At 32.3% G+C, this 23,211-nt stretch carries 22 protein-coding genes; 2 read left to right on the plus strand and 20 right to left on the minus strand.

What is annotated here, in order from left to right; genetic code table 11:
- Positions 1-52 precede the first annotated feature (52 nt).
- The 9 genes from rnc to HMPREF3125_RS01075 form a co-directional block, all read right to left on the minus strand.
- Positions 53-781: a ribonuclease III gene (rnc, locus tag HMPREF3125_RS01035; protein WP_017637125.1), complete on the minus strand. Its 729-nt coding sequence runs from the start codon at positions 779-781 to the stop codon at positions 53-55.
- A gap of 110 nt (positions 782-891) precedes the next feature.
- The gene (locus tag HMPREF3125_RS01040; RefSeq protein WP_000426914.1) at positions 892-1,125 is read right to left on the minus strand and encodes an acyl carrier protein; all 234 of its coding nucleotides are present in this window, start codon (positions 1,123-1,125) and stop codon (positions 892-894) included.
- 590 nt (positions 1,126-1,715) lie between these two features.
- Positions 1,716-2,450, minus strand: coding sequence for a 3-oxoacyl-[acyl-carrier-protein] reductase (fabG, locus tag HMPREF3125_RS01045; protein ID WP_029055455.1), 735 nt, complete (start codon positions 2,448-2,450; stop codon positions 1,716-1,718).
- Positions 2,450-3,370 carry an ACP S-malonyltransferase gene (fabD, locus tag HMPREF3125_RS01050; RefSeq protein WP_070451364.1) on the minus strand — a complete coding sequence of 307 codons (921 nt, stop codon included), beginning with the start codon at positions 3,368-3,370 and terminating at the stop codon, positions 2,450-2,452. The genes fabG and fabD overlap by 1 nt, the downstream gene beginning before the upstream one ends.
- Positions 3,363-4,349, minus strand: coding sequence for a phosphate acyltransferase PlsX (gene plsX / locus HMPREF3125_RS01055; protein WP_070451366.1), 987 nt, complete (start codon positions 4,347-4,349; stop codon positions 3,363-3,365). The genes fabD and plsX overlap by 8 nt, the downstream gene beginning before the upstream one ends.
- Positions 4,342-4,911, minus strand: coding sequence for a transcription factor FapR (gene fapR / locus HMPREF3125_RS01060; protein WP_017637129.1), 570 nt, complete (start codon positions 4,909-4,911; stop codon positions 4,342-4,344). Before fapR ends, plsX begins: the two co-directional genes overlap by 8 nt.
- A 148-nt stretch (positions 4,912-5,059) precedes the next feature.
- Entirely contained in the window at positions 5,060-7,108 is a 2,049-nt protein-coding gene (gene recG, locus HMPREF3125_RS01065; protein ID WP_070451368.1) for an ATP-dependent DNA helicase RecG, read from the minus strand.
- A gap of 245 nt (positions 7,109-7,353) precedes the next feature.
- Entirely contained in the window at positions 7,354-9,003 is a 1,650-nt protein-coding gene (gene fakA / locus HMPREF3125_RS01070) for a fatty acid kinase catalytic subunit FakA (RefSeq protein WP_070451370.1), read from the minus strand.
- 14 nt (positions 9,004-9,017) lie between these two features.
- Positions 9,018-9,392, minus strand: a complete 375-nt coding sequence (locus HMPREF3125_RS01075) for an Asp23/Gls24 family envelope stress response protein (protein WP_017637132.1) — start codon at positions 9,390-9,392, stop codon at positions 9,018-9,020.
- Positions 9,393-9,699: 307 nt separating this feature from the next.
- Here HMPREF3125_RS01075 and rpmB point away from each other — a divergent pair, with 307 nt between their 5' ends.
- On the plus strand, positions 9,700-9,888 hold the full coding sequence (gene rpmB, locus HMPREF3125_RS01080) for a 50S ribosomal protein L28 (protein ID WP_002435210.1): 189 nt from the start codon (positions 9,700-9,702) through the stop codon (positions 9,886-9,888).
- Between the two features lie 164 nt (positions 9,889-10,052).
- Here the strand turns inward: rpmB and HMPREF3125_RS01085 are convergent, their stop codons facing one another.
- From HMPREF3125_RS01085 to HMPREF3125_RS01125, 9 genes are all read right to left on the minus strand, one after another.
- Positions 10,053-10,697, minus strand: a complete 645-nt coding sequence (locus HMPREF3125_RS01085; protein ID WP_029055459.1) for a thiamine diphosphokinase — start codon at positions 10,695-10,697, stop codon at positions 10,053-10,055.
- A 5-nt stretch (positions 10,698-10,702) separates the two neighbouring features.
- Positions 10,703-11,347 (minus strand): ribulose-phosphate 3-epimerase, encoded by a 645-nt coding sequence (rpe, locus tag HMPREF3125_RS01090; RefSeq protein ID WP_017637134.1) that lies wholly within the window; start codon positions 11,345-11,347, stop codon positions 10,703-10,705.
- Complete coding sequence (gene rsgA / locus HMPREF3125_RS01095; RefSeq protein ID WP_070451372.1) at positions 11,348-12,223, minus strand: ribosome small subunit-dependent GTPase A; 876 nt, start codon at positions 12,221-12,223, stop codon at positions 11,348-11,350.
- A 140-nt stretch (positions 12,224-12,363) separates the two neighbouring features.
- Positions 12,364-14,376, minus strand: coding sequence for a Stk1 family PASTA domain-containing Ser/Thr kinase (pknB, locus tag HMPREF3125_RS01100; protein ID WP_070451374.1), 2,013 nt, complete (start codon positions 14,374-14,376; stop codon positions 12,364-12,366).
- Positions 14,373-15,116: a Stp1/IreP family PP2C-type Ser/Thr phosphatase gene (locus HMPREF3125_RS01105; RefSeq protein WP_017637137.1), complete on the minus strand. Its 744-nt coding sequence runs from the start codon at positions 15,114-15,116 to the stop codon at positions 14,373-14,375. Before HMPREF3125_RS01105 ends, pknB begins: the two co-directional genes overlap by 4 nt.
- 5 nt (positions 15,117-15,121) lie before the next feature.
- Positions 15,122-16,216, minus strand: a complete 1,095-nt coding sequence (gene rlmN, locus HMPREF3125_RS01110; protein WP_070451377.1) for a dual-specificity RNA methyltransferase RlmN — start codon at positions 16,214-16,216, stop codon at positions 15,122-15,124.
- A 1-nt stretch (position 16,217) separates the two neighbouring features.
- Positions 16,218-17,525 (minus strand): 16S rRNA (cytosine(967)-C(5))-methyltransferase RsmB, encoded by a 1,308-nt coding sequence (rsmB, locus tag HMPREF3125_RS01115; protein ID WP_070451379.1) that lies wholly within the window; start codon positions 17,523-17,525, stop codon positions 16,218-16,220.
- A complete protein-coding gene (gene fmt / locus HMPREF3125_RS01120; RefSeq protein WP_070451381.1) occupies positions 17,522-18,454 on the minus strand; it encodes a methionyl-tRNA formyltransferase in 933 nt (310 codons plus the stop codon). Before fmt ends, rsmB begins: the two co-directional genes overlap by 4 nt.
- Complete coding sequence (locus HMPREF3125_RS01125; RefSeq protein ID WP_029055467.1) at positions 18,447-18,935, minus strand: peptide deformylase; 489 nt, start codon at positions 18,933-18,935, stop codon at positions 18,447-18,449. The genes fmt and HMPREF3125_RS01125 overlap by 8 nt, the downstream gene beginning before the upstream one ends.
- Positions 18,936-19,142: 207 nt before the next feature.
- Between HMPREF3125_RS01125 and HMPREF3125_RS01130 the strand changes: the two genes are divergently transcribed.
- Entirely contained in the window at positions 19,143-19,346 is a 204-nt protein-coding gene (locus HMPREF3125_RS01130) for a TM2 domain-containing protein (protein ID WP_029055468.1), read from the plus strand.
- A gap of 74 nt (positions 19,347-19,420) precedes the next feature.
- Here HMPREF3125_RS01130 and priA read toward each other — a convergent pair whose 3' ends face one another.
- Positions 19,421-21,829, minus strand: coding sequence for a primosomal protein N' (gene priA / locus HMPREF3125_RS01135; protein ID WP_070451384.1), 2,409 nt, complete (start codon positions 21,827-21,829; stop codon positions 19,421-19,423).
- Complete coding sequence (gene coaBC / locus HMPREF3125_RS01140) at positions 21,829-23,028, minus strand: bifunctional phosphopantothenoylcysteine decarboxylase/phosphopantothenate--cysteine ligase CoaBC (RefSeq protein WP_070451386.1); 1,200 nt, start codon at positions 23,026-23,028, stop codon at positions 21,829-21,831. Before coaBC ends, priA begins: the two co-directional genes overlap by 1 nt.
- Positions 23,029-23,211: the final 183 nt, after the last annotated feature.

Genomic DNA, 23,211 nt, shown 5'->3' on the forward strand with positions numbered 1-23,211 from the left:
ATACAAATCACATAACGTTAATCTCTATTGGATGTATTTGTATGTCGTAACATTATTTGTTCTTCATCATTTTATAGGCACGTTCAGCTGCTTTTTGTTCAGATTCTTTCTTAGTTTTACCCTTACCTTCAGCAACAGCTTGCTTTTCTAATATCACTTCGGAAGTGAATAAACGGTGATGTGCTGGACCTTCTTCTTTAATCAAACGATAAGTAACGTCACCTTTGTTTTGTGTATGAACAAATTCTTGAAATTGTGTTTTGAAATCTACAACTCCATCTAGTTCATCATCTTCTACATAAGGGAAGATAATTTTTTCGGCGAATTTCCACACCGTATCTAACCCTTGATCCAAATATAAGGCACCAACAAATGCCTCAAAAGCATCAGAAATAAGGGAAGGTCTAGTTCTACCTCCAGTTTTTTCTTCACCTTTTCCTAACAAGATGAGTTCATTTAATTTAATTTTATTTGCAAATATTACAAGTGAAGGCTCACATACGATAGTCGCTCTCATTTTTGTTAAATTACCCTCTGGTAAATCTGGGTGTTTATCAAATAAATAACGTGAAACCGTCAATTCTAATACCGCATCACCTAAAAATTCTAAACGTTCATTATGAGCTAAACGATCCATATTAAAATCATTGATGAAACTAGAATGTGAAAACGCTTGTTGATATAAATCTATATTTTGATATTCAAAACCTAACTCTTGCATCTTTTGTGCAAATTGTTTTCGAAATTGATTAACCATCTCTGTCTTTTTATGATTGGTCATAAATCTTACCTCCTCAATTAATGATGCGTTAACTATAATTTTACGTGAAATTGCAATAAAACAAAAGAAAAAATCTGAGCCGACACAAAGACGACTCAGATATAGGTTTATTATTTTTCAAGACTATTGATGAATTTAACAGCATCACCAACAGTGTTGATTTTTTCAGCTTCTTCATCAGGAATTTCAGTACCAAATTCATCTTCTAATTCCATTACTAATTCAGCGATATCAAGTGAGTCAGCGCCTAAATCATCTTTGAAAGATGCATCTTCAGTTACTTTATCAGCATCTACACCTAAACGGTCAACGATGATATCTTTTACTTTATCGAAGTTTTCCACGTCGATTCACCTCCTTTAAAAGCGTCTATCCATAGACTATTATATTTTCCCATTTTAGATTCTAAAATACAAGTAGAATTTGGTCGCAAGACAGAAATTCTACTGATTTCGTTGTCTTGCACCCGCAAGGTTGACTAGATCAATCATGAACTTTGTGAAATGATTGGTCAGACAACTACTGCGTCACTTGCATTTCATGCATAGTGTTTCTTAGGGAGCAAATCTGGAATTTCCAATTCCTTAGTTTAACCCCAACTTGCATTGTTTGACGATTTTCTTTTCGAAAATCCCTGTGTTGGGGCCCCAGCACCCACAAGGTTGACTAGTTTACTAATAAGTTTTTAACGCAATTAGTGAACAGTCAACTACTGTGAACATGAGCTTTAGCTCAGGCGTTCCTTAATACTAATCGCCCCAACTTGCGTTGTCCGGCGATTTTCTTTTCGAAAATCTCTGTGTTGGGGCCCCGGCACCCGCAAGGTTGACTATAAAGTATCACTACTATTTTAATAGTTTAGTGATAATTACACATTAGTTTTAACTAATGTGTTCAATAATTTTAACTAAGTCAACTAATTTGAGCATAATCGTTACATGTACATTCCGCCATTAACATGGATAGTTTGACCAGTAATGTATTTAGCTTTGTCTGAAGCTAAGAATGCAACTGTATTAGCGATATCAGTATCTTCACCAAAACGAGCTAATGGAATTTGACCTAACATTTGTTCTTTTAAGTCATCACTTAAAGCATCTGTCATATCTGAAACAATAAATCCAGGTGCTACTGCATTAACTGTAATACCTCTTGAAGCTAGCTCACGTGCAGCTGATTTAGTTAATCCTACAACACCTGCTTTAGTTGCTACATAGTTTGCTTGACCTGGATTACCAACTGCTCCAACAACACTTGATAAGTTGATAATTGAACCACTACGTTGTCTTAACATTTGAGGCGTAACTTTTTGAATACAATTAAAGACACCTTTTAAGTTTGTGTCGATAACGTCATCCCATTCTTGTTCTTTCATACGCATAAGTAAATTGTCACGTGTGATACCTGCATTATTAACTAATACATCGACAGAACCAAATTGGCTTACGACTTCTTTAATCATAGCTTTAACTTCGTCTCCATTTGCAACATTAGCTTGAATTGCAAAACTTTCGACACCTTTTGCTTTAATTTCTGAAACGACTGCTTCTGCTTTTTCTTGATTGCCAGCATAGTTTACAGCTACATTGTAGCCCTCTTCTGCTAACTGAATTGCAATACTACGACCAATACCTCTTGAAGCACCTGTTACTAATGCACTTTTTGTCATTATTCATTCCATCCTTTCACATCTTCAAGCGTTTGAATTGAAGTTATTTTAACATCTCTATTAATTTTCTTAATAAGACCTGATAAAACTTTTCCTGGACCAATTTCGATAAAATGATCAACACCTTGATCTATTAACCATTCTGTTGATTTAATAAATTGAACTGGTGAATAAAGTTGTTTAACCATATTATGTTTAATTGCTTCTGGATCAGTTTCTCCTTCAGCATTGTAGTTTTGAACGACTGGAAATTGTGCTTCATGCCATTCGAATTGATTAATATACGCTGCAAAATCTTCTTCAATTACGTTCATCATTGAAGAATGGAATGGGCCAGAAACTGCTAATGGTAATACACGTTTAGCACCTAAAGACTTTCCTTTTTCAGCTAACTCATCAATCAAGGATTTATGTCCAGATACTACAATTTGACCTGGTGAATTAATATTAGCTGGCTCAATTAATTCATCATCTGTTGAAAGTTCTTTACAAATTTTATCAACGTCATCATAATCCAAGCCTAATACTGCTGCCATGCTACCTACACCATTGGGAAATGCTTGGGCCATTAATTCGCCACGTTTACGAACGATTTTTACTGCATCTTCAAAAGAAAGAACACCACTCGCAACTAAACTAGAATATTCACCTAAACTATGACCCATAGTGAAATCAGCATTTACATTTTCTAAAGTTTCTAATAATGCAACACTATGTGTTAATAATGCAGGTTGTGTATTTTCTGTTTCTCCTAATTTACCTTCTTCATCTGTAAACATTGTTTCTAGTAAATCAAAATCAACTGCTGCTTGTGCTTGGTTCAAAATTGTCGTAGCTTTGTCATCTACATTATATAAATCTTGAGCCATTCCGACCTTTTGTGCACCTTGTCCAGGGAATACGATTGCTGTTTTACCCATTTGAATCACCAACCATTTCTCTCATAGTTTGTACAATTTGTTGTTCTCCTGCAATTTTTGCTTGGCGAATTGCTGAATAGAATGCTTTAGCATTAGAACTACCATGTGCTTTTACAACAGTACCATCTAAACCTAATAAAACAGAACCACCATATTCTGAGTAATCCATTTTTGAAGCAAATTGATCTAAATCCTTTTTAAGAACAACTGCTGCCAATTTATTTTTGAAACTACTTAATAATGTTTCTTTCAACATTTTACCAATTGATTTAGCTGTACCTTCTAAATTTTTAAGTACCATATTACCTGTAAATCCATCGGTTACAACAACATCAACATTACCGTCCATTAATGTTTTAGCTTCTACATTACCAGTAAAGTTAAAATCTTGTTGCGCTTCCATTAATTCATAAGTTTTCTTAGTAAGTGTATTACCTTTTGCCGCTTCTGTACCAATATTTAATAATGATACTGACGGTTGTTTGATGCCTCTAATTTTTTGTGCATATATATTACCTAATTGTGCATATTGCAATAAATGTTCAGGCTTAGCGTCTGCATTAGCGCCAACATCTAAAAATACAAATCCCTTACCATCAATAGTTGGTAAAGTAACAACGAGCGCAGGTCTTGAGACGCCTTTAATTCTTCCAACAATGAACAAACCTGCTGACATCAATGCGCCTGTATTTCCTGCTGATACACAACCATCTGCCTCTCCAGATTTTACTGCTTCAGCCATTTTAACCATTGAACTGTCTTTTTTACGTTTAATTGCTCTAACTGGTTCATCTTCCATTTCGATTTTTTCAGAACAATGTCTAAAATCTATACGTCCATGATTTAAAGTATATTGGTCTTTATCACCAAATAAAATAATTTCTAAATCTTTAAAATTATCTACAGCTTTTTTTACGGCTTCTAATACGATTCCTGGTGCGTCGTCTCCACCCATCATGTCTACTGCAATTTTAACCATTAAATTCATCCTCACTTATATAGAACATTTTAAAATTACCTTTAAATACTAGATTATCTTTTACATAAGAGTTTACTTCTATAAAATAATGTTTATCTGTTTGTTTTATTACTTTTGCTTCAGCTTTCACTGTATCATTTAATTTAACTTTATCCAGAAATTTAATATTACTTTCTTGAGTTAAAACTGTTGGGTTATGTATAAGTGCTACACACAGTGAATTTGCTTGTGCAAATAAAATATGACCTCTAGCTATTGATGATTTCGAAAAAACTGAATCTGTTGTAATTTCAATCATTGATGTAGCAGTATGATTCGGTTTCAACTGTACTAAATCACCTATAACTTCATTAGCTTCCATTGATTTAATTTGATCATAATTGTGTTCTGCCACTAACTTAACACGTTTTCTTAATTCTGGAATATTAAGATGTGTACGGTCTAGTCGAATTGTTTGTATACTCACTTGGAACATTTCACAAAGTTCATTATCAGTAATAAAGGGGTTATTATCTATCGCTTGTTGAATAGCTTGTCTACGCTCGTTTTTCTTTAATTTCACTATCTCACCCCTCATTTTAGTACCAAGTCTTAAACATTCCTCACATATCATAACACTTTCTATTTCAATCCCTCAACAATAAACTATAATAGATATTTAAAATAGTTTTTAGATTATTGAAAATGGCGTCTTAATAGTACTCCAACAATTAATCAAAGCTCATATCTAATAAATTATCTTCAATGAAATGTCTTAAATGATCATAATTTGAATTGAAAAATTCTCCTGATTGAATTAATTCACCAGCTTCATCTCTAGCAACTTCTAACATTCTATAATCTTCTACTATATTTGCAACTAAGAAGTCAGGCAATCCACTTTGCTTAACGCCAAAGAAATCTCCTGGACCTCTCATTTCTAAATCGCGTTCACTTAATTCAAATCCATCCGTTGTTTGTGTCATGATAGTCATTCTTTCAATACCTGTTTCTGTTTTAGGTGAAGCTATAAGTACACAATAACTTTGATGCTCACTTCTACCAACTCTTCCTCGTAATTGATGTAGTGTAGATAAACCGAAACGATCTGCATCATAAATCATCATAAATGTTGCGTTAGGTACATTTACACCAACTTCAACAACAGTAGTAGAAACTAAAATATCAATCTCATGTTGACTGAATCGATGCATTACTTCATCTTTTTCCTCATTAGTCAATTTACCATGTAATAACCCTACTTTATTTTGCCCATAGTATTGTTGTAATGATTCATATAACTCAACTACATTTTGTACATCTTCTAAATGTTCTGAGCTTTCTATAAGCGGACATATCACATATGCTTGTCTTCCTTTTTTAAGTTCGCTTGTCATTTGAGTTAATACTTGTTCATATTGTTCATGCTTGGCCCAACTCGTGATAATCGGCTTTCTTCCTTTTGGTAATTGTTTAATAGATGAAACGTCCATTTCACCAAATACTGATATAGCTAAAGTTCTTGGAATTGGGGTTGCCGTCATAAATAATACATTAGTCATAGCACCTTTTTCTCTTAAACGTTGTCGTTGATTTACACCGAAACGATGCTGTTCATCTGTTATAACCAAACCAACATTTTCAAATGTTACATCATCTTGTATTAAAGCATGTGTACCTATAAGACAATCAATTGTTCCATTTTCAAGTTGTTCAAGTAGAATACGACGTTTTTTTCCTTTTACAGACCCTGTTAACAAGGCTACGTTCATAGTTTCTCCGAATAAATCAATTAAACTTTCTGCATGTTGTTCAGCTAATATTTCTGTTGGTACCATTAATGCAGATTGATATCCAGCCGTTTTTAAGGCATACATACATATAGCTGCTACAACAGTTTTACCTGATCCTACATCGCCTTGTAATAATCTATGCATACGTATAGGTGCTTTTAAATCTCTAAAGATTTCATTCACACTACTTTTCTGAGCATCTGTAAGTTCAAAAGGAAGTGAGTCTATAAAAGATTTCACTTTTTGAATATCATATTTTATTTCGATAGCCTCATCTGAGGTCTTTTCCAATCTATTCAACCATTGCATACGCAATTCAAACATAAATAATTCTGTAAAAGCATATGTCCGTCGTGCTCTTAACAAATCATGTTTACTTTTTGGATGATGTAACGTTTTAAGTGTGTAATCTAATGTTTCTAATTTATATTTTGTTCTTAATTCATCTGATAACCATTCATGAATGACCACATCATCTAGTAATTGGCGAATATTATCTCGAAGTTGCTTTTGTTTAATGCCTTCTTTAATACGGTAAACCGGCTCTAGTTGCGTATCATTCGAATTATCTTGCTGATTAAAAAACATTCGATTGCCATTAATTTCTTGTTTAGCTCGATTCCATTTTCCTTTTACAGTTACGATACCATTTAATTCGATTTTCTTTTTTAAATAAGGTTGATTAAAAAAGACGCATTTAACGGCAATCTGATTGACCATAATATGTACTGTTAATTTAGACTTATTTCTTCCAAAGAATGCTACAGTTGGAGATGAATAGACTTCCCCTTGAACTGTCACTGTGCTTTGATCTTCGGCTTCATTTAAATCTATAACAGTATTATCTTCGTAACGTGTAGGTAAATAAAGTACGAGGTCTTCCACAGTATTAATATTTAATTCTTGTAACACAGCCAAACGTTTAGGTCCAATGCCTTTTATTTGATTTAAAGGATACGGACTTTCTATTAAATTGACTTTCGCCATATTCGATCACCTTAATTTAAATTACTCTATTAAACGAGTTTTGATTATTAAACCCATTCTACCATTTACACAGCTTAACGTTGATAGAAACGCATTACGAAACTAAAGTTTACATAATATATTTATGTTAGACTTTATTATTATCATTTATTACTAAATATAAAAATAAAACGAGAATGAAGTATACAGCTATCTCTGCATAAAACTTCAATCTCGTTATCATTTATAGTTTACCTATATTACTCTTATTCAACCGCGAATAAATATTGATATATTGGTTGTTGTCCATTATGGTTTTCAATTTCAACATCAGGATAAGTAGACTCAACCCATTCAGTTAATTGATTCGTAATTTGTTGCTTACTATCTTCTCCAGCTATAATAGTTAAAATTTCACTATCTTCACTTAACATAGCTTCTAACAATTGCTTAGTAGCTGTATATTGATCAGCGTCACAAGTTATAATTTTATCTTCAGCAAGACCCATAAACTCATCTTTTTTGATTTCAACGCCATCAATTTTTGTATCTCTAACAGCAAATGTTACAGAACCTGATTTAACAACATCTAATGCATTGACCATATGGCTTTTATTATCTTCTAATGAAGAATCTGCATCAAACTGGAATAATGCTGCAATACCTTGTGGTACAGATTTTGTAGGGATTACTACTGCTTCTGCATCAACTATTTCAGCTGCTTGTTCACTAGCCATTAAGATATTTTTATTATTTGGTAAAATAATAGCACGTTTACATTCAGACTGTTCAATTACTTTGACAATATCTTCCGTAGATGGGTTCATTGTTTGACCACCACTAATGATATGAGTTGCACCCATCGATTTAAATAATTCTGAGATGCCGTCACCCATAGATATAGTAATAATTGCTGTTTCAACTGTTTGAGGTGTTTCGTGTTTATGATTGTTTGCTTCTTTTCTGATCACTTCACGATGTTGTTCTCTCATGTTTTCAACTTTCAGTTTGATTAATTCACCATATTGTTGTCCGTAATTAAATACTTGACCTGGATATTCCGTATGAACGTGAACTTTAACAATTTCATCGTCATTAATTACTAATAAGGAATCTCCAAATTCGCTCATATCTTGACGGAATTCTTCTTCTTTAAAAGGTTTCTTATCTTTACCAAAACGAACCATCATTTCAGTACAATAACCATAGACGATATCTTCAGTATTGATAACACCATGGAAATCGTGTTCATCATTTACTAAAGTATCAGTATCTAGTTTTGGTTTAGATGCTTCTATAGTTTCGCCATTTAATCCTTTTAAAAATCCTTCATATACAGATAATAGACCTTTACCACCACTATCGACAACGCCGACTTCTTTCAATACGGCAAGTAAATTAGGGGTATTATTTAATGATTTTTCAGCTGCTTCAATAGTTGATTCCATAACTTCAATACAATCATTTGATGTTTCAGCTTTATCCACTGCTGCTTGAGCTGCGTCTTTAGCGACCGTTAAAATTGTCCCTTCAACTGGTTTCATAACAGCTTTATAAGCAGTTTCAACACCAGCCTGCAAACTAGCAGCTAATTGTTGAGCAGTAATTTCGGCTTCTGTTTCGATATTTTTACAGAATCCTCTAAATAATTGAGATAAAATAACACCAGAATTACCTCTAGCACCCATTAATAATCCTTTAGAGAATGTTTTACCTAGTTCTCCAATGTTTTGTGATAAATTATTTTCAACTTCTTCACGACCAGAAGTGATTGTAAGATTCATATTAGTCCCTGTATCTCCATCTGGTACTGGATATACATTAAGCGAATCCACTAAATCTGCATTATTAGATAAATTTTGTGCCCCTTGTATTATCATATCGGCAAACAATTTACCATTGATTTTGCTAATCATTTCACGTTGTCCTCCTAAATCTTTTTGCCCGTTTGGTTTAATCTAACACCTTGTACAAAGATATTAACTGAATTCACTTTAACATTAAGTGTTGACTCTAATGTATATTTAACAGTTGACTGAACATTGTTAGCCACTTCTGAAATTTTCACACCATAACTTACTATAATATACATATCTATATCAACATTTCCGTTTTCTTCGCGTACTTTGATACCGCGTGCGTAATTGTCATGCCCTAAAATTTCAGCAATTCCATCTCTAACTTGTTGTCTAGATGACATACCAACTATGCCGTAACATTCAACAGCTTTACCGCCTACAACAGAGGCGATGACTTCATTCGAAATATCAATTTTACCGTAATCATTTGAAATTTCTAATGTCATATTAATATTCCTCCTGAAAAATAAAGTTATATGTTGCGATTCTCATATAATTAAGCAATCTCATTGCTAAATTTTAATAATTAATATTAGTAAATCATTTGAATTTTTAATGTTTAAATTTCATATTTCTTTACAGTATCATACTATATTACTCCACAGCTTACAATTATATCATAAAATATCAACAGTTTGCGCCATTAAATTTTAATTTGCAGAATTAATTATTGCCAATTTCGTTAAGTTATGATATCTTAATAAAGTATATAAGTAGTGACGTGTATTTATATTTATTAAAGGAGGTACTTTCATGGGTAAACAATGTTACGTAACAGGTCGTAAAGCTTCGACTGGTAATAATCGTTCACACGCTTTAAATGCGAACAAACGCAGATGGAACGCTAACCTTCAAAAAGTTAGAATTCTTGTTGACGGAAAACCTAAAAAAGTTTGGGTTTCTGCACGTGCTTTAAAATCTGGTAAAGTTACTAGAGTTTAATAAATATAATGCACTTATAAATAGTCCTTATGTGGAGGATTTATTTTAAAAGAACTTAAAGGAGCTTCCTTTAAGTTCTTTTTTTATGCAATCATATTTACAAGTAATAAAATAAGGGGGTACTATTTCCAAATAATTATATCTTTCTCTTTCCTATTATTCTATTAGTAATCTTTGTCTTTGCTTCTCATTTGTAAAACATGTCCATGACTAATTTCAATATTGCCTCGCTCATGTTTAACTTCATTTGAAATTGTTAACGTAGATCCCACTTCTAATTTTTCTTGTTGTAATTCATATTTAAATCCAGTTAAAGAAATAACTGGTTCACCACTCATAGGTATAAATGAAATATAAGGATAATTTGAATTAAAATCTACTGTATAACAACCAGGTGTCAGTAATGTAATTTCATTTTGAGTATCAATAATCTTAAACTTGACCCCTTTATTAATATATTCAGGTTTTAAGAGTAATTGAATAACACCCATAAAATGATCTAAACGACCACCAGTCGCGCCATAAATATTAATCTCTTTATACCCTTCGGCGACTGCTTGTGCTACACCGAGGCCTAAATCAGTATCATCCTTTTCTGCTTTCACTGGATGTATATTTAATTGTTGGGATAAAATGTGACGTTCTTCATCGTTTACTGAATCAAAATCACCAACCGAAAATTCAGGAATAATTTGATGCTTTAAGAGAATTAAGGCACCTCTATCTATGCCGCCCCAAATATCTTCACGGTGTTGATCAAATAAATCATTTGGAAGATTTCTATCAGAGCACATTAAATTGATTTCCATAATCATCAGCCCTTTAGTTTTTGTGTAACTTCTTTATAATCACTTTGTTTAAAGAAATATGAGCCAGTTACTAACATTGTAGCTCCATTTTTCACACAAATTTCAGCTGTTTCTGCATTGATACCGCCATCAACTTCAATATCAAATGTAAGTTGCTTTTCATTTTTTAACGTATTTAATTCTAGTATTTTATCAACACATTCTTCAATAAATGATTGACCACCAAAACCAGGGTTAACTGTCATAATTAATACATAATCTACTACATTGATAATAGGTAGTAGCTGACTAACTGGTGTTCCTGGATTAATGACAACGCCTGCTTTTTTACCTTTGTTCTTTATTTGTTCTAGCGCTCTATGAATATGGGCAGTAGCTTCTAAATGAACAGAAATGAGATCTGCACCATGGTCTGCGAATAATTCAATATATTGTTCAGGATTTTCAATCATTAAATGGACATCTATCGGTAAATCTGTTTGTTTACGAACTGCATCTAGAATTGGAATTCCAATAGAAATATTAGGTACAAATTGACCATCCATAACATCAAAGTGTAATCCATCAACTTGTGCATCTTCTAATTTTATTATTTCATCTTTTAAGTTTAAAAAATCAACTGATAGTAGTGAAGGTAATACTTTAGTCATTTAATATCGAACCTTTCTCTCTGAAATTTCATTAAATAATTGTAAATAATGTTCATATCTAAATTGTGCGATGTTTCCTTTATCTAATTCTTCTTTGACATTACATTTTGGTTCTTTAAGATGATTACAATTACGGAATTTACATTGCTCACCGTATTGTGCAATTTCGATAAAGTAATTTTTAATCTCATCTTTGTCAATATGATCAAAGTCAAGTGCACTAAAACCTGGCGTGTCTGCGATAAAACCACTCACTGTTTCATGCAGTTCTACATGTCTTGTAGTATGTTTACCTCGATTAAGAGATTTTGAAATATCATTAGTTCCAAGCTCAAGTTCAGGTTTAAAATGGTTTAAGAAAGTCGATTTCCCAACTCCAGACTGTCCACTTAAAACAATTAAACCTCCTCCCCATTCTTCAACTAATGTCGTTTGGTTATCATGAATACTTACAAATTGAGTTGAATAACCTATTTCTTCATAAATAGATAGATAATTATTAATTTTTTCAATTTGATTATCGTCAGCCATATCTTTTTTAGTGACTAAGATTCTTGTGTTTAACCCATATGAATGAGCAATCACTAAAAATCTATCTAATAGTTGCGTTGAAAATTGTGGCTCAACAGCACTCATTACAATAACTAATGTATCAATATTACTGACAGGTGGCCTTTTTAATTCATTATCTCTTTCATGAACATGTTGAATATAACCTTCTGTTTCATTTTGCACATCAAAATCTACAATATCTCCAACAATGGGTGAAAATTTCTTCTTTCTAAATAAGCCACGTGGTTTCGTATTATAGCGTGTACCGTTAACATCTACTTGATAAACGCCGCTTATCAATTTTACAATTCGACCTGTCTTCAAAAGGACACCTCTCATAATTATTTTACTGATAATAGTATATCAAACTCATTAATAATTATATATCTTTATAACTATAAAAAATACGATGAGTCTCGTAATTGACTCATCGTATAGCACTTCATATTTTAATGAATTATTATTTAGTCATCATAATCCACATCTTTATCTGCAACAATTTTGTTATCTACTCTTACAGTGTAACCAGCAGTTTTACCTTTTTCAATTTTCATAGGAATATTAATTGATTTGTCATCTTTAATTTCAAATGATTGAACTGCGCTAGAACCACTATTATCTTTATCTCTAACATAAACTTCTACTTTTTGGCTTTTTCCCTTTTTACCAGAATAAGGTACTTTCACTGATTCATTGTAATTCTTAACATCTTTATCTGAATCATCATCTGATTTATCATCGTCGGATTCTTCGCCTTTAGAGACTACTAATGTTATTGTTGAGCCTTCATCTACTGATTTACCTTTTGGTGATTGTGAAATAATATCATTCTTTTTCACACTGTCGCTATAGGATTTTGAAACTTTTAATTTGAATCCTTTTGATTCTAATTCTTTCTTAGCAGTATCATATGATTTGTTTTCATAATCACTTACATATACTTGTCTAACTCCTAAAGATTCATAAATTTTGATATTATTGTCATTTAATTTCACTTTTTTATTTGCTGACACACTTTGATTAGCAATATAACCTTTAGGTGTGCTTGAACTATATGTTTGTTCAACCCCTACATCTTTAAGACCTACTTCACGCAGTTTATCGAGCGCGTCATCTTTTGATAAACCAATTACACTTGGCATTTTAACCATTTCAGGTCCTTTTGATACTACAATATCAATTTTATCTCCACGCTCAACGCGCTCACCTTTAGCTGGTTTAGATTTAATGATTTGATTTTCAGGATATTTATCACTGTAATCTTTTGAAACGTCACCAAGTTTTAGATTATGATTTTTCAACATTGTTTCAGCTTGGGATTGTGTTTTACCAGTGATATCTGGCATTTCTTCAAATTTATCGCCAAACACTGCCATACTTACAAAAGAAATAAGACCGATAAGTAATAACGCAAAGATAAATGCGTATAAAAATTTCTTTTTCTTAGAACTTTTTTTGCGTGGCGGTTCATATAAATGTGTATCTCTATTTTGATGTTGTTGATTGTCTTGGTGATCCATTATTGGAATTTGCATTGTTTGACCAATACTTTTCTCTTTTGGTGTGTCGTCAATCTTTCTGGAAATTTCTTCTTTAGAAAAAGACATTGTTTTAGTCTTAGTTTGATCAAAAGCATATCTTTCTTCGTTAGAACGATTTTCGTGTAGAGCACTACTTAAATCATCACGCATTTGTTGAATAGTAGTATATCTATTAGCTCTATCCTTCTCAGTCGCTTTAAGTACAACGTTGCTTAAAGCTTGTGGCACTTCTTCGCGTTTATCTGTTGTTATGTTAGGAATGGAATCTTGTATATGTTTGATGGCAATACTTACAGCTGTTTCACCGTTAAATGGTGGTTCTCCTACTAACATTTCAAACAACACAATACCTATAGAATATATATCAGTACCTTCATCGGTAGATTCACCTTTAGCTTGTTCAGGTGATAAATATTGCACAGTCCCAAGTACATGATTCGTTTGAGTTAAGGATGTTTCACTTATCGCTTTTGCTATACCAAAATCAAAAATTTTCAAGGTTTTATTTTTATCAATGAGAATATTTTGTGGTTTTATATCTCTATGTACGATTCTATTGTCATGTGCATGTTTAATGCCTTCTAGAATTTGTTGAGTAAATTGTACTGCAGTTTCTAAACTTAAGGGTCCATGGTTCTCAATATACTCAGCAAGTGTGGGCCCTTCAATATACTCCATTACTAAAAAGTAACAATCATCTTCTTCAGCGACATCAAAAATGGTAACAATATTTTTATGTGATAATTGTGATGAATTATGAACTTCTCTTTCAAAGCGACGTAATGTCTCTTCTTTCTCCCTTGGTGGGATTGAAATAGCTTTAATTGCAACCTTACGCTTCAGAATTAAATCTTCAGCTAGATAAACAATGCTCATTCCACCGCCACCAAGCTTATCAATGACTTTATAGCGCTCATTAATCAGTTTATTTATCATACTCTATCACCCTCGATAGCAGATAATATAAAACTTATATTATCTCTAGATTCGTGGGCGAATGCTAAACGCATAAGGCTCTCACCATGATCTTCTAAAGAAGCTTCTTGTTTTAATTCTTCTTGAATCTCATAATTTCTAACATAATCTGTTAGTCCGTCAGAATTAAGTAATAAATAATCATAAAAGTTTAAGCGCTTAATAAATAAATCTGGAGATACACGTTTATCTGTTCCCATTACTTTGGTAATGATATTTCTTTGAGGATGATGGTATGCCTCTTCTTCTGTAATTTGACCTGTCATTACTAGATGATTCACAAAAGAATGGTCACTAGTAATTTGATCAATTTGCCTACTATTTATAACGTAAGCTCGAGAATCACCAACATTAGCAATAACAACTACTTTATCGAATACTAATGCACAAACACAAGTCGTACCCATACCGTGGTAATCAGGGTTTTCTTGAGCATAATTATAAAGATCAAAATTAATTGCTTTAATGTTCGTACTCAACCATTCTTCAGCTTGATGTTCTTCGATTAAATTTTCCGCTTCAAAGCGTTTTTGTAGTTCATAAGTAACAAACTGACTTGCAATTTCACCAGCTCTATGACCACCCATACCGTCACACAACACTAACATTTGTTGACTAGTTTGGTTATAAAATATACCGCCTGCGTCCTCGTTCTTATCTCTATGTTGTCCAGTATCAGTGAAAAATTGTGCATTTAGCATTGCTCTTACCTCGTTTCTACTTGTCGTTCCTTCGCTCTTAATTGACCACATGCTGCATCAATATCTGATCCTTGTTCACGTCTTATTGTAGCATTGATACCTAATCGTTTTAACTCTTTTTCAAATTTAAAAATATCATCTTTAGGTGTTTTGACATAGTTTCTTTCTGGAACATGGTTAACTGGAATTAAATTGACGTGACAATTTAATCCTTTAATAAGATGAGCTAAATCTCTAGCATGTTCTAATTGATCATTTACACCGCCAAACAAACCATATTCAAATGTAATACGACGATTTGTTTTTTCTTGATAATATTCAATAGCTTCCATTAATTTTTCAACATTATAGGCACGGTTTATAGGCATTAATCTTGAACGAATTTCATCTTTTGCACCATGTAAACTTACTGCAAAATTAATTTGGATATCTTCATCAGCAAAGTCATAAATTCTTGGAATAATTCCTGAAGTAGATACTGTAATATGTCTTGCGCCGATATTTAAACTATTATCATCATTTACAATACGTAAAAAGTCCATCATTTCATCATAATTTTCGAATGGTTCGCCAATACCCATAATAACAATTTGAGATACACGTTCATCTGTTTCGTCTAGTGCTTTTTGTACTGTTAATACTTGAGATACAATTTCTCCTGCTTCTAAATTACGTTTTAATCCGCCTAATGTTGAAGCACAAAATGTACAACCAATACGGCAACCAACTTGTGTTGTTACGCATACTGAATTTCCATATTCATGTCGCATTAATACAGTTTCAATTGTATAGCCATCTTGTAATTCGAACAAGAATTTGATTGTGCCGTCTCTACTTTCTTGTTTAACAACAGTCGTTAACGTTGTCATTGCAAAGTTGTCTTTTAATAGTTGACGTAAATCTTTTGAAAGATTTGTCATTTCATCAATGCTATCAACACGTTTTTGATATAACCATTCAAAAATTTGTTTTGCTCTAAATTTCTGTTGACCGTGTTCAATTAACCAGTCTTGCATTTCATCATATCTTAAAGAGTAAATAGACTGCTTCTCAAAATCAGGAAGGAATTTATTTTTCTTTTTCTTTTTATCAGTAATCATATTAACTTTCCTTTCTTTTAATTCTAGCGATAAAGAATCCATCTGAATGATAGTCTTGGGGGAAGACTTGTAATGTTTTAACCATTTCACCAGTTGTTGGGTGTTGGAATGGTTCAAATTCAAAATCATCGTTTTGTTTTAAGAATGTATACACTACATTTTCATTTTCCATTTGTTCTATTGTACAAGTTGAATAAACAATTGAACCTCCAGGTTTTACGTTATGTTTTACATTCTCCAATATTTGTAATTGTAATTCAACTAGTGATTGAATTGTATTTTTCGACTGACTATATTTAATTTCAGGTTTATGTCGTAATACACCGAAACCACTACATGGAGCATCCACTAAAATTTTGTCATATTGATTTTCATAGGGTTCTGTTGCATCGTGTTGAAAGGCTTTAATATTTTTAAGTCTTAATTTTCTTATATTGAAATCAATGAGTTTTATTTTATGATCATGTATATCTGTCGCATCAACATGCCCTTCTGGCGATAAAATTTCAGCAATGTGACACGCTTTCCCTCCAGGCGCACTACATGCATCTAATACAGAATCATTTCTATCTAAATCCATGATATGTGCTACAAACATCGAACTTTTATCTTGAATTGATACTAAACCATCTTTAAAAGCTCTTGAGTTCACAATTGGTTTTCCAGAAATGTGAAGACAGAAAGGTAAAACATCATCTTTCTTTACTGTATACTCTTCTTTTTCTAACGCACTTATAATGTTATCAATCGAGCCTCTTGTTATATTAGCTCTTACAGTAGCAGCTACTGGTTCTAAAAATGATTGTGCAATTGTCTCTGTTTGTTCCAAGCCGTAATGTGTTACCCAATGGTCAACTAACCACTTAGGTAAACTATATTGAATAGCAATTCTTTTTTTATCATCTTGGATATCATTTATATCTGGTAATTCACTTCTCATAATTGTACGTAGTATACCGTTAACCACATTTCCGGTATAATAACCGCCTTCTTCTTTGGCAATTTCCACCGCTTCATTAATGATTGCGTGATCAGGTACTTTATCTAAGTATACATATTGATAAATACTCATCCAAAGTAATTCACGTACCCAACCTTTGATTTTTGTTTTAAAAAATGGTTTCAAATAAAAATCTAAAGTATATTTACGTTTTACTGTACCGTATACAAGTTCAGTGAATAATCCTTTATCTAAATCACTAATTTCATATGTTGATAGTACTTCATTAATTTCTAAGTTACTATAGGCACCTTCATCTAATATTGCTTGTATTGTCTCAAAAGCGAGACCTCTTATCGAATTTGTCATACTAATTTCTTCCCAACTAGTGATTCTTGAACACCACTTAAATAATTTGCTACTTGCATACGTTTTTTACCGGCTAATTGAATATCAGTTAAAGCAATACATTCCTCTGAGGCAGTTGCAACTATAATTGCTTTCTTAGTCGTATCTACAATAGTGCCTGGTTCACCTTTTTTACCTGATACGATATGTGCACCATAAATTTTTAAATTTTTGTCATCCATAATAGTATAGGCAACTGGCCATGGTGATAGACCTCTTATATGATTGTGTATCTCTTGTGCACTACAATTCCAATCGATTTTTTCATCTTCACGACTAATATTTGAAGCAAATGAAGCTTGACTATCATCTTGTTCTACACTGTCATTAGTACCATTTAAAATTGAAGGTAATGTTTCTTTTAATAAATCAGCACCTAAAAAACTTAATTTATCATGCATTGAACCCACATTATCATCTTGTTCAATGTCGATAGCTCGTTGTGAGATAATATTCCCTGCATCTAGTTTTTTCACCATATACATAATCGTTATACCTGTTTCTTTTTCACCATCTATAATCGCTTGATGTATTGGTGCACCACCTCGATATTTAGGTAACAATGAAGCATGTACGTTAATTGCCCCTAGTTTAGGTGTATTTAATAATTGTTCTGGTAAAATTTGGCCAAATGCAGCCGTTACGATAAGGTCTGAATCCATGTTTAATAATGTTTGTAATTCCTCAGATCCTTTTATTTTTTCGGGTTGATATACTGGAATATTATGTTCTACCGCTACTTTTTTTACAAGCGGTGGTGTCATAACGCGTTTTCTACCTACTGGTCTGTCTGGTTGAGTTACTACTGCAATAACTTCATGCTCTGCAATAAGCATTTCTAATACTTTAGTTGAGAAATCTGGTGTTCCCATAAAAATTATTTTACTCATTTTCGAAATATGCCTCCATTTCACTATCACTTAATATACGTTTAGCCTTTTCTGTGAAAAATATGCCATTTAATTGATCAATCATATGTAAAATCATTCTCGCTACATCATCGTACGCTGTTAATTCTACTGAATTTCCGTTAACGTCATTACTTTCAACAACAATCATTTTACTGCGTTCAACTTCGCCATATACATCGGGTAAACTTACTGATCCTTCTAAATCAGTAATCGTTTCAGTTGATTGTTTAATAATTTTAGGATTGATAAGTTGTAATAAGCCTTCCATTTCCATATCAACGATGGCAACTTGTTGGTTAATACCGATTTGATTTGCGCTTAATGCAGATCCTTCCAAGGCATATAAAGTATCTTCAACATCTGTTAGTGTTTGCTTTAATTGATTATCGTATTGTTCTACTTGATGTGCCGGTTGGTTAAATATTGGATGCTCCGCTTTAACTAATTTTTTTACTGACATATTTAACGCTCCTCATTAAAATTCATCAAACCATTATAACTTATATAGTATAAAATTGCGACCTCCCTTATTCAGACTAAAGAATGAGAACGATCTCTTTGACTTTAATACCATATTTTATAAAATATAAATGAGTACTATGTTTAAAAAAAGGGAAGATTAATAAAGACAATTAATTTAAATTGTAAAAAAAGAGGTGAATTAATAATGGAAGTAAACAAAGTGATTTATATTTTATTAGCTGTATTTTTAGGTAGCTTTGGAATTCATAAATTCTATGCTGGTAAAAATATGCAAGGCATTCTACACATTTTATTCTGTTGGACAGCAATACCTCATATTTTAGCTATTATTAGTGCTATCTTAACATTATTCAGACCAGCTGATGAAAATGGTAATGTATTAATGTAATTAAATTAAATTTTTAAGCCATTGAGCGCTGACAACTGTGTTTGTTGTCATGATACTCAATGGCTTTTTTATGTCTACATCATCATTTGTGGGTTGATATCTATTTTTAATGCTAATTTATCTTTAACATACTTGTCATGATAATAATCATCTAAATATGTTAATGCTTTGTGTAATTCTGGTTCTCTTTTATATTTAACTAGAATTTGGAAGCGGTACTCGTTGTTAATTCTTGATAAAGCCGCAGGAGAAGGACCGAGGACAAGGGCTTGATCAGTTAGATGTTGTAACAATATTTTATGAATATGTTTAGAAGCTTCCATTACTTTTTTCATTTCTTTATGTGAAATTGTAAAATTAATTAAAAAGTAATAAGGAGGATACTTACCTAATTTGCGATAACTCATTTCTTGTTGATAAAAAGTTAAATAATCATTTTTCTTAACATCTTCAATTGCGTAATGTTCAGGATTATATGTTTGAATAATTACTTGCCCTTCTTTTTCATGACGTCCTGCTCGTCCAGCTACTTGTGTTAATAGTTGATATGTGCGTTCGCTAGCTCTAAAATCAGGTAAATTTAACATTGTATCTGCATTTAGAACACCTACTAATGTGATATTAGGATAATCTAATCCTTTAGCTATCATTTGTGTGCCTAAAAGAATATCTCCTTTACCATTTTCAAAATCATTAAGTAATTTTTCATGAGCACCTTTACGTGATGTTGTATCTACGTCCATACGAATGATTTTTGCATCTTCGAATTCTTGCTGGAGTAATTCTTCAACTCTTTGTGTACCAGTCCCTACTTGTCTAATATGTTCACTTTCACAATTAGGACATTTATTAGGTGGCGTTTCTTGATAACCACAATAGTGACATTTCAATTGATCAGTTGTTTTGTGATACGTTAATGAAATATCACAGTTTGGACACTGTGGTACGTGACCACAATCACGGCAAAGCATAAATGAAGCATATCCTCTTCTATTTAAAAATAGTACGATTTGTTCATTATGGTCTAAACAATGTTGAATGGCTTGTCTAAGTGTAGAAGAAAACATTGAACGGTTCCCTTCTGCAAGTTCCTCACGCATATCCACAATATTAATAGCAGGCAGCGCTTGATTATTAACACGATTAGGTAATGTTAATAATTGATAAACGTCTTTTTCTGCACGTGCATATGTTTCCAAACTTGGAGTTGCACTTCCTAGTATGACTGGACATTGATGATAATGACTACGCCATTGCGCTATATCTCGCGCATGATATCTTGGATAATCTTCTTGCTTATATGTAGATTCATGTTCTTCATCTATAATAATTAGACCTAAATTTTTAAATGGAGCAAATATACTTGAGCGAGCACCTACACTGACTTGTGCACGACCATCACGTATCTTTTGCCATTCATCATATCTTTCACCATTTGAAAGACCTGAATGTAACACCGCAACATCATCACCAAATCGGCGTTTAACCCGTAATACCATTTGTGGTGTTAAAGCAATTTCGGGGACGAGCATCATAGCCTGTTTACCTTGATTTAATGCTGTTTCAATAGTTTGTAAGTATACTTCTGTTTTCCCCGATCCTGTGACACCATGTAATAAAAATGTTCTCTCTTCATTTGCATCTATTTTTGCTTTAATCGCATCGAAAGCATTTTGTTGATCATTCGTTAATTGACGATTATTTTCTTTCTCAAAAATACGATTTGCAAAAGGATCTCTTTCAACTTCAGCGTCATACTTTTCTAAATAACCTTTTTTAATTAATGTATCTAAACTTGATTTAGAGAATCCCATTTCATCTAATTCTTTGATAAACACATCTCGGTGTCTTTCATCTAACAAGTAAGCATATAAATCATATTGCTTAATTGATTTTTCTAATTTATTTAAAATTTCGTCTGGATTACCTATATCCGTTACTTTAACAGCACGTTGTGTTTTCTTTTTAATATTTTGCGATAAGATAGTAGTTTCTTTAATGACATGTTGCTTTAATAAATCATCTAAATATCCTAAATCGTTATTTTTTTGTGCATCTTTATAAAAATAATATCCATCTTTATTAAATCTTTTTAAAATAGATTCTGATATGTCATTACCCTTTACAATTTCGAACGCTTTTTGATATTTAGCTTTAATTGCATTAGGCAACATGACTTCTAAAACTGAAATACGTTTTGTTAAATGATAATGACTAAGCCACTCACTAAGTTCAATTAATTCAGGTGTTAATTCTGGTTTGATGTCTTGAATCTCTTTGATTTCTTTAAGTTTACTGAAGTCAATGTCTTCGTCAGGTTGATCTTGAATACTCATAACATACCCTTGAATTGTTCTTGGTCCAAACGGTACTATCACACATACCCCTATTTGAACGAATGATTGCAATCGTTCAGGTATAATATAGTCAAATTTAAAATCAACACTTTTAGAAGGTATATCTACAATAACCTTTGCTATCATTATTGCCACCTAGTTTCTAATTCGTCTAAAATTTCGTTAGCAATTTCAACTTTTTTGCCTTTCTTTATATTGACCATATCTTGGTTTTTAAAATGCATCGTTAATTCATTTTCATCTGAATTAAAACCAATTGATTTATCACCAACATTATTGGAAATAATCACATCCGCATTTTTTCTTTTTAATTTATCTTGAGCATATTGTTCAATATTTTGAGTTTCTGCAGCAAAACCAACTAAATACTGATCCTGTTTATGTTCACCAAGATACTTAAGAATATCCTGAGTACGTTTAAATTTTACAGTTAAATCGCCATCTTGCTTTTTCATTTTATGATCTAACACTTCAGATGGAGTGTAATCAGATACAGCTGCGGCTTTAATAACGATATCTTGAGTATCATAGTATTGTAATGTTTCTTCAAACATCTCTTTTGCACTTTCAACTCGAATCACATTCACACCTTTAGGATCATCTAATTGGGTTGGCCCACTAACTAGCGTGACATTAGCACCACGTTTTTGTAATGCAGTTGCTATTGCGAATCCCATTTTTCCTGATGAACGATTTGATACAAATCTAACTGGATCGATGACTTCAACTGTAGGACCTGCAGTAACAAGAGCATTTTTACCTTTAAATGAACTTTCAATTTGTGTCTCATTTAGATCAAAGTATTGATTAATGACTGACACAATTTGTAAAGGTTCTTCCATGCGTCCTTTTGCAACATATCCGCACGCTAAATAACCGTCCCCAGGTTCTATAAACTGGTACCCATCAGCTTTTAAAGTCTTTATATTATGCTGTGTTCGTTTATTTTCGTACATGTGTACATTCATAGCTGGAGCAATAAATGTTTGAGTTTCTGTTGCTAATAAAGTTGACGTTATCATATCATCTGCAATACCGACACTTAACTTTGCAATTGTATTTGCAGTCGCTGGCGCTACGATAATAACATCTGCCCAATCGCCAAGTGCAACGTGTTGGATTTCTTGAGGATTTTCTTCTTTAAAAGTATTTGTATAAACTGGATTTTTACTAATAGATTGAAAGGCTAATGGTGTAACAAATTCTTGTGCATGATTTGATAACATCACACGTACTTCATAACCTGCTTGAGTTAATTTACTAGTTAAATCTATAGCTTTATATGCAGCTATACCGCCCGTAACCGCTAATAAAATATGTTTCATTATTGTGTTCTCCTTAAATACATTTTCAATTCAATCAATTTATTTCCCTGATTAGAACTTTGCTCGTTTGTTTATTCAACAAGATGTTATTCAAATTTATATTAATTATACACAAATTATCAATGATATTAAAAAAACACACCTTATATAAGTGATATATTCATTACAACTCATGTAATAACA

Source organism: Staphylococcus sp. HMSC13A10, from assembly GCF_001808005.1.
Taxonomy (GTDB): domain Bacteria; phylum Bacillota; class Bacilli; order Staphylococcales; family Staphylococcaceae; genus Staphylococcus; species Staphylococcus pasteuri.

Excerpts from the sequence above, each read along its gene's own strand:
- rnc (WP_017637125.1), bottom strand. The coding sequence starts at position 781 with ATGACCAATCATAAAAAGACAGAGATGGTTAATCAATTTCGAAAACAA.
- fabG (WP_029055455.1), bottom strand. The coding sequence starts at position 2,450 with ATGACAAAAAGTGCATTAGTAACAGGTGCTTCAAGAGGTATTGGTCGT.
- fabD (WP_070451364.1), bottom strand. The coding sequence starts at position 3,370 with ATGGGTAAAACAGCAATCGTATTCCCTGGACAAGGTGCACAAAAGGTC.
- plsX (WP_070451366.1), bottom strand. The coding sequence starts at position 4,349 with ATGGTTAAAATTGCAGTAGACATGATGGGTGGAGACGACGCACCAGGA.
- recG (WP_070451368.1), bottom strand. The coding sequence starts at position 7,108 with ATGGCGAAAGTCAATTTAATAGAAAGTCCGTATCCTTTAAATCAAATA.
- fakA (WP_070451370.1), bottom strand. The coding sequence starts at position 9,003 with ATGATTAGCAAAATCAATGGTAAATTGTTTGCCGATATGATAATACAA.
- HMPREF3125_RS01075 (WP_017637132.1), bottom strand. The coding sequence starts at position 9,392 with ATGACATTAGAAATTTCAAATGATTACGGTAAAATTGATATTTCGAAT.
- rpmB (WP_002435210.1), top strand. The coding sequence starts at position 9,700 with ATGGGTAAACAATGTTACGTAACAGGTCGTAAAGCTTCGACTGGTAAT.
- HMPREF3125_RS01085 (WP_029055459.1), bottom strand. The coding sequence starts at position 10,697 with ATGGAAATCAATTTAATGTGCTCTGATAGAAATCTTCCAAATGATTTA.
- rpe (WP_017637134.1), bottom strand. The coding sequence starts at position 11,347 with ATGACTAAAGTATTACCTTCACTACTATCAGTTGATTTTTTAAACTTA.
- pknB (WP_070451374.1), bottom strand. The coding sequence starts at position 14,376 with ATGATAAATAAACTGATTAATGAGCGCTATAAAGTCATTGATAAGCTT.
- HMPREF3125_RS01105 (WP_017637137.1), bottom strand. The coding sequence starts at position 15,116 with ATGCTAAATGCACAATTTTTCACTGATACTGGACAACATAGAGATAAG.
- rlmN (WP_070451377.1), bottom strand. The coding sequence starts at position 16,216 with ATGATTACTGATAAAAAGAAAAAGAAAAATAAATTCCTTCCTGATTTT.
- rsmB (WP_070451379.1), bottom strand. The coding sequence starts at position 17,525 with ATGACAAATTCGATAAGAGGTCTCGCTTTTGAGACAATACAAGCAATA.
- fmt (WP_070451381.1), bottom strand. The coding sequence starts at position 18,454 with ATGAGTAAAATAATTTTTATGGGAACACCAGATTTCTCAACTAAAGTA.
- HMPREF3125_RS01125 (WP_029055467.1), bottom strand. The coding sequence starts at position 18,935 with ATGTCAGTAAAAAAATTAGTTAAAGCGGAGCATCCAATATTTAACCAA.
- HMPREF3125_RS01130 (WP_029055468.1), top strand. The coding sequence starts at position 19,143 with ATGGAAGTAAACAAAGTGATTTATATTTTATTAGCTGTATTTTTAGGT.
- priA (WP_070451384.1), bottom strand. The coding sequence starts at position 21,829 with ATGATAGCAAAGGTTATTGTAGATATACCTTCTAAAAGTGTTGATTTT.
- coaBC (WP_070451386.1), bottom strand. The coding sequence starts at position 23,028 with ATGAAACATATTTTATTAGCGGTTACGGGCGGTATAGCTGCATATAAA.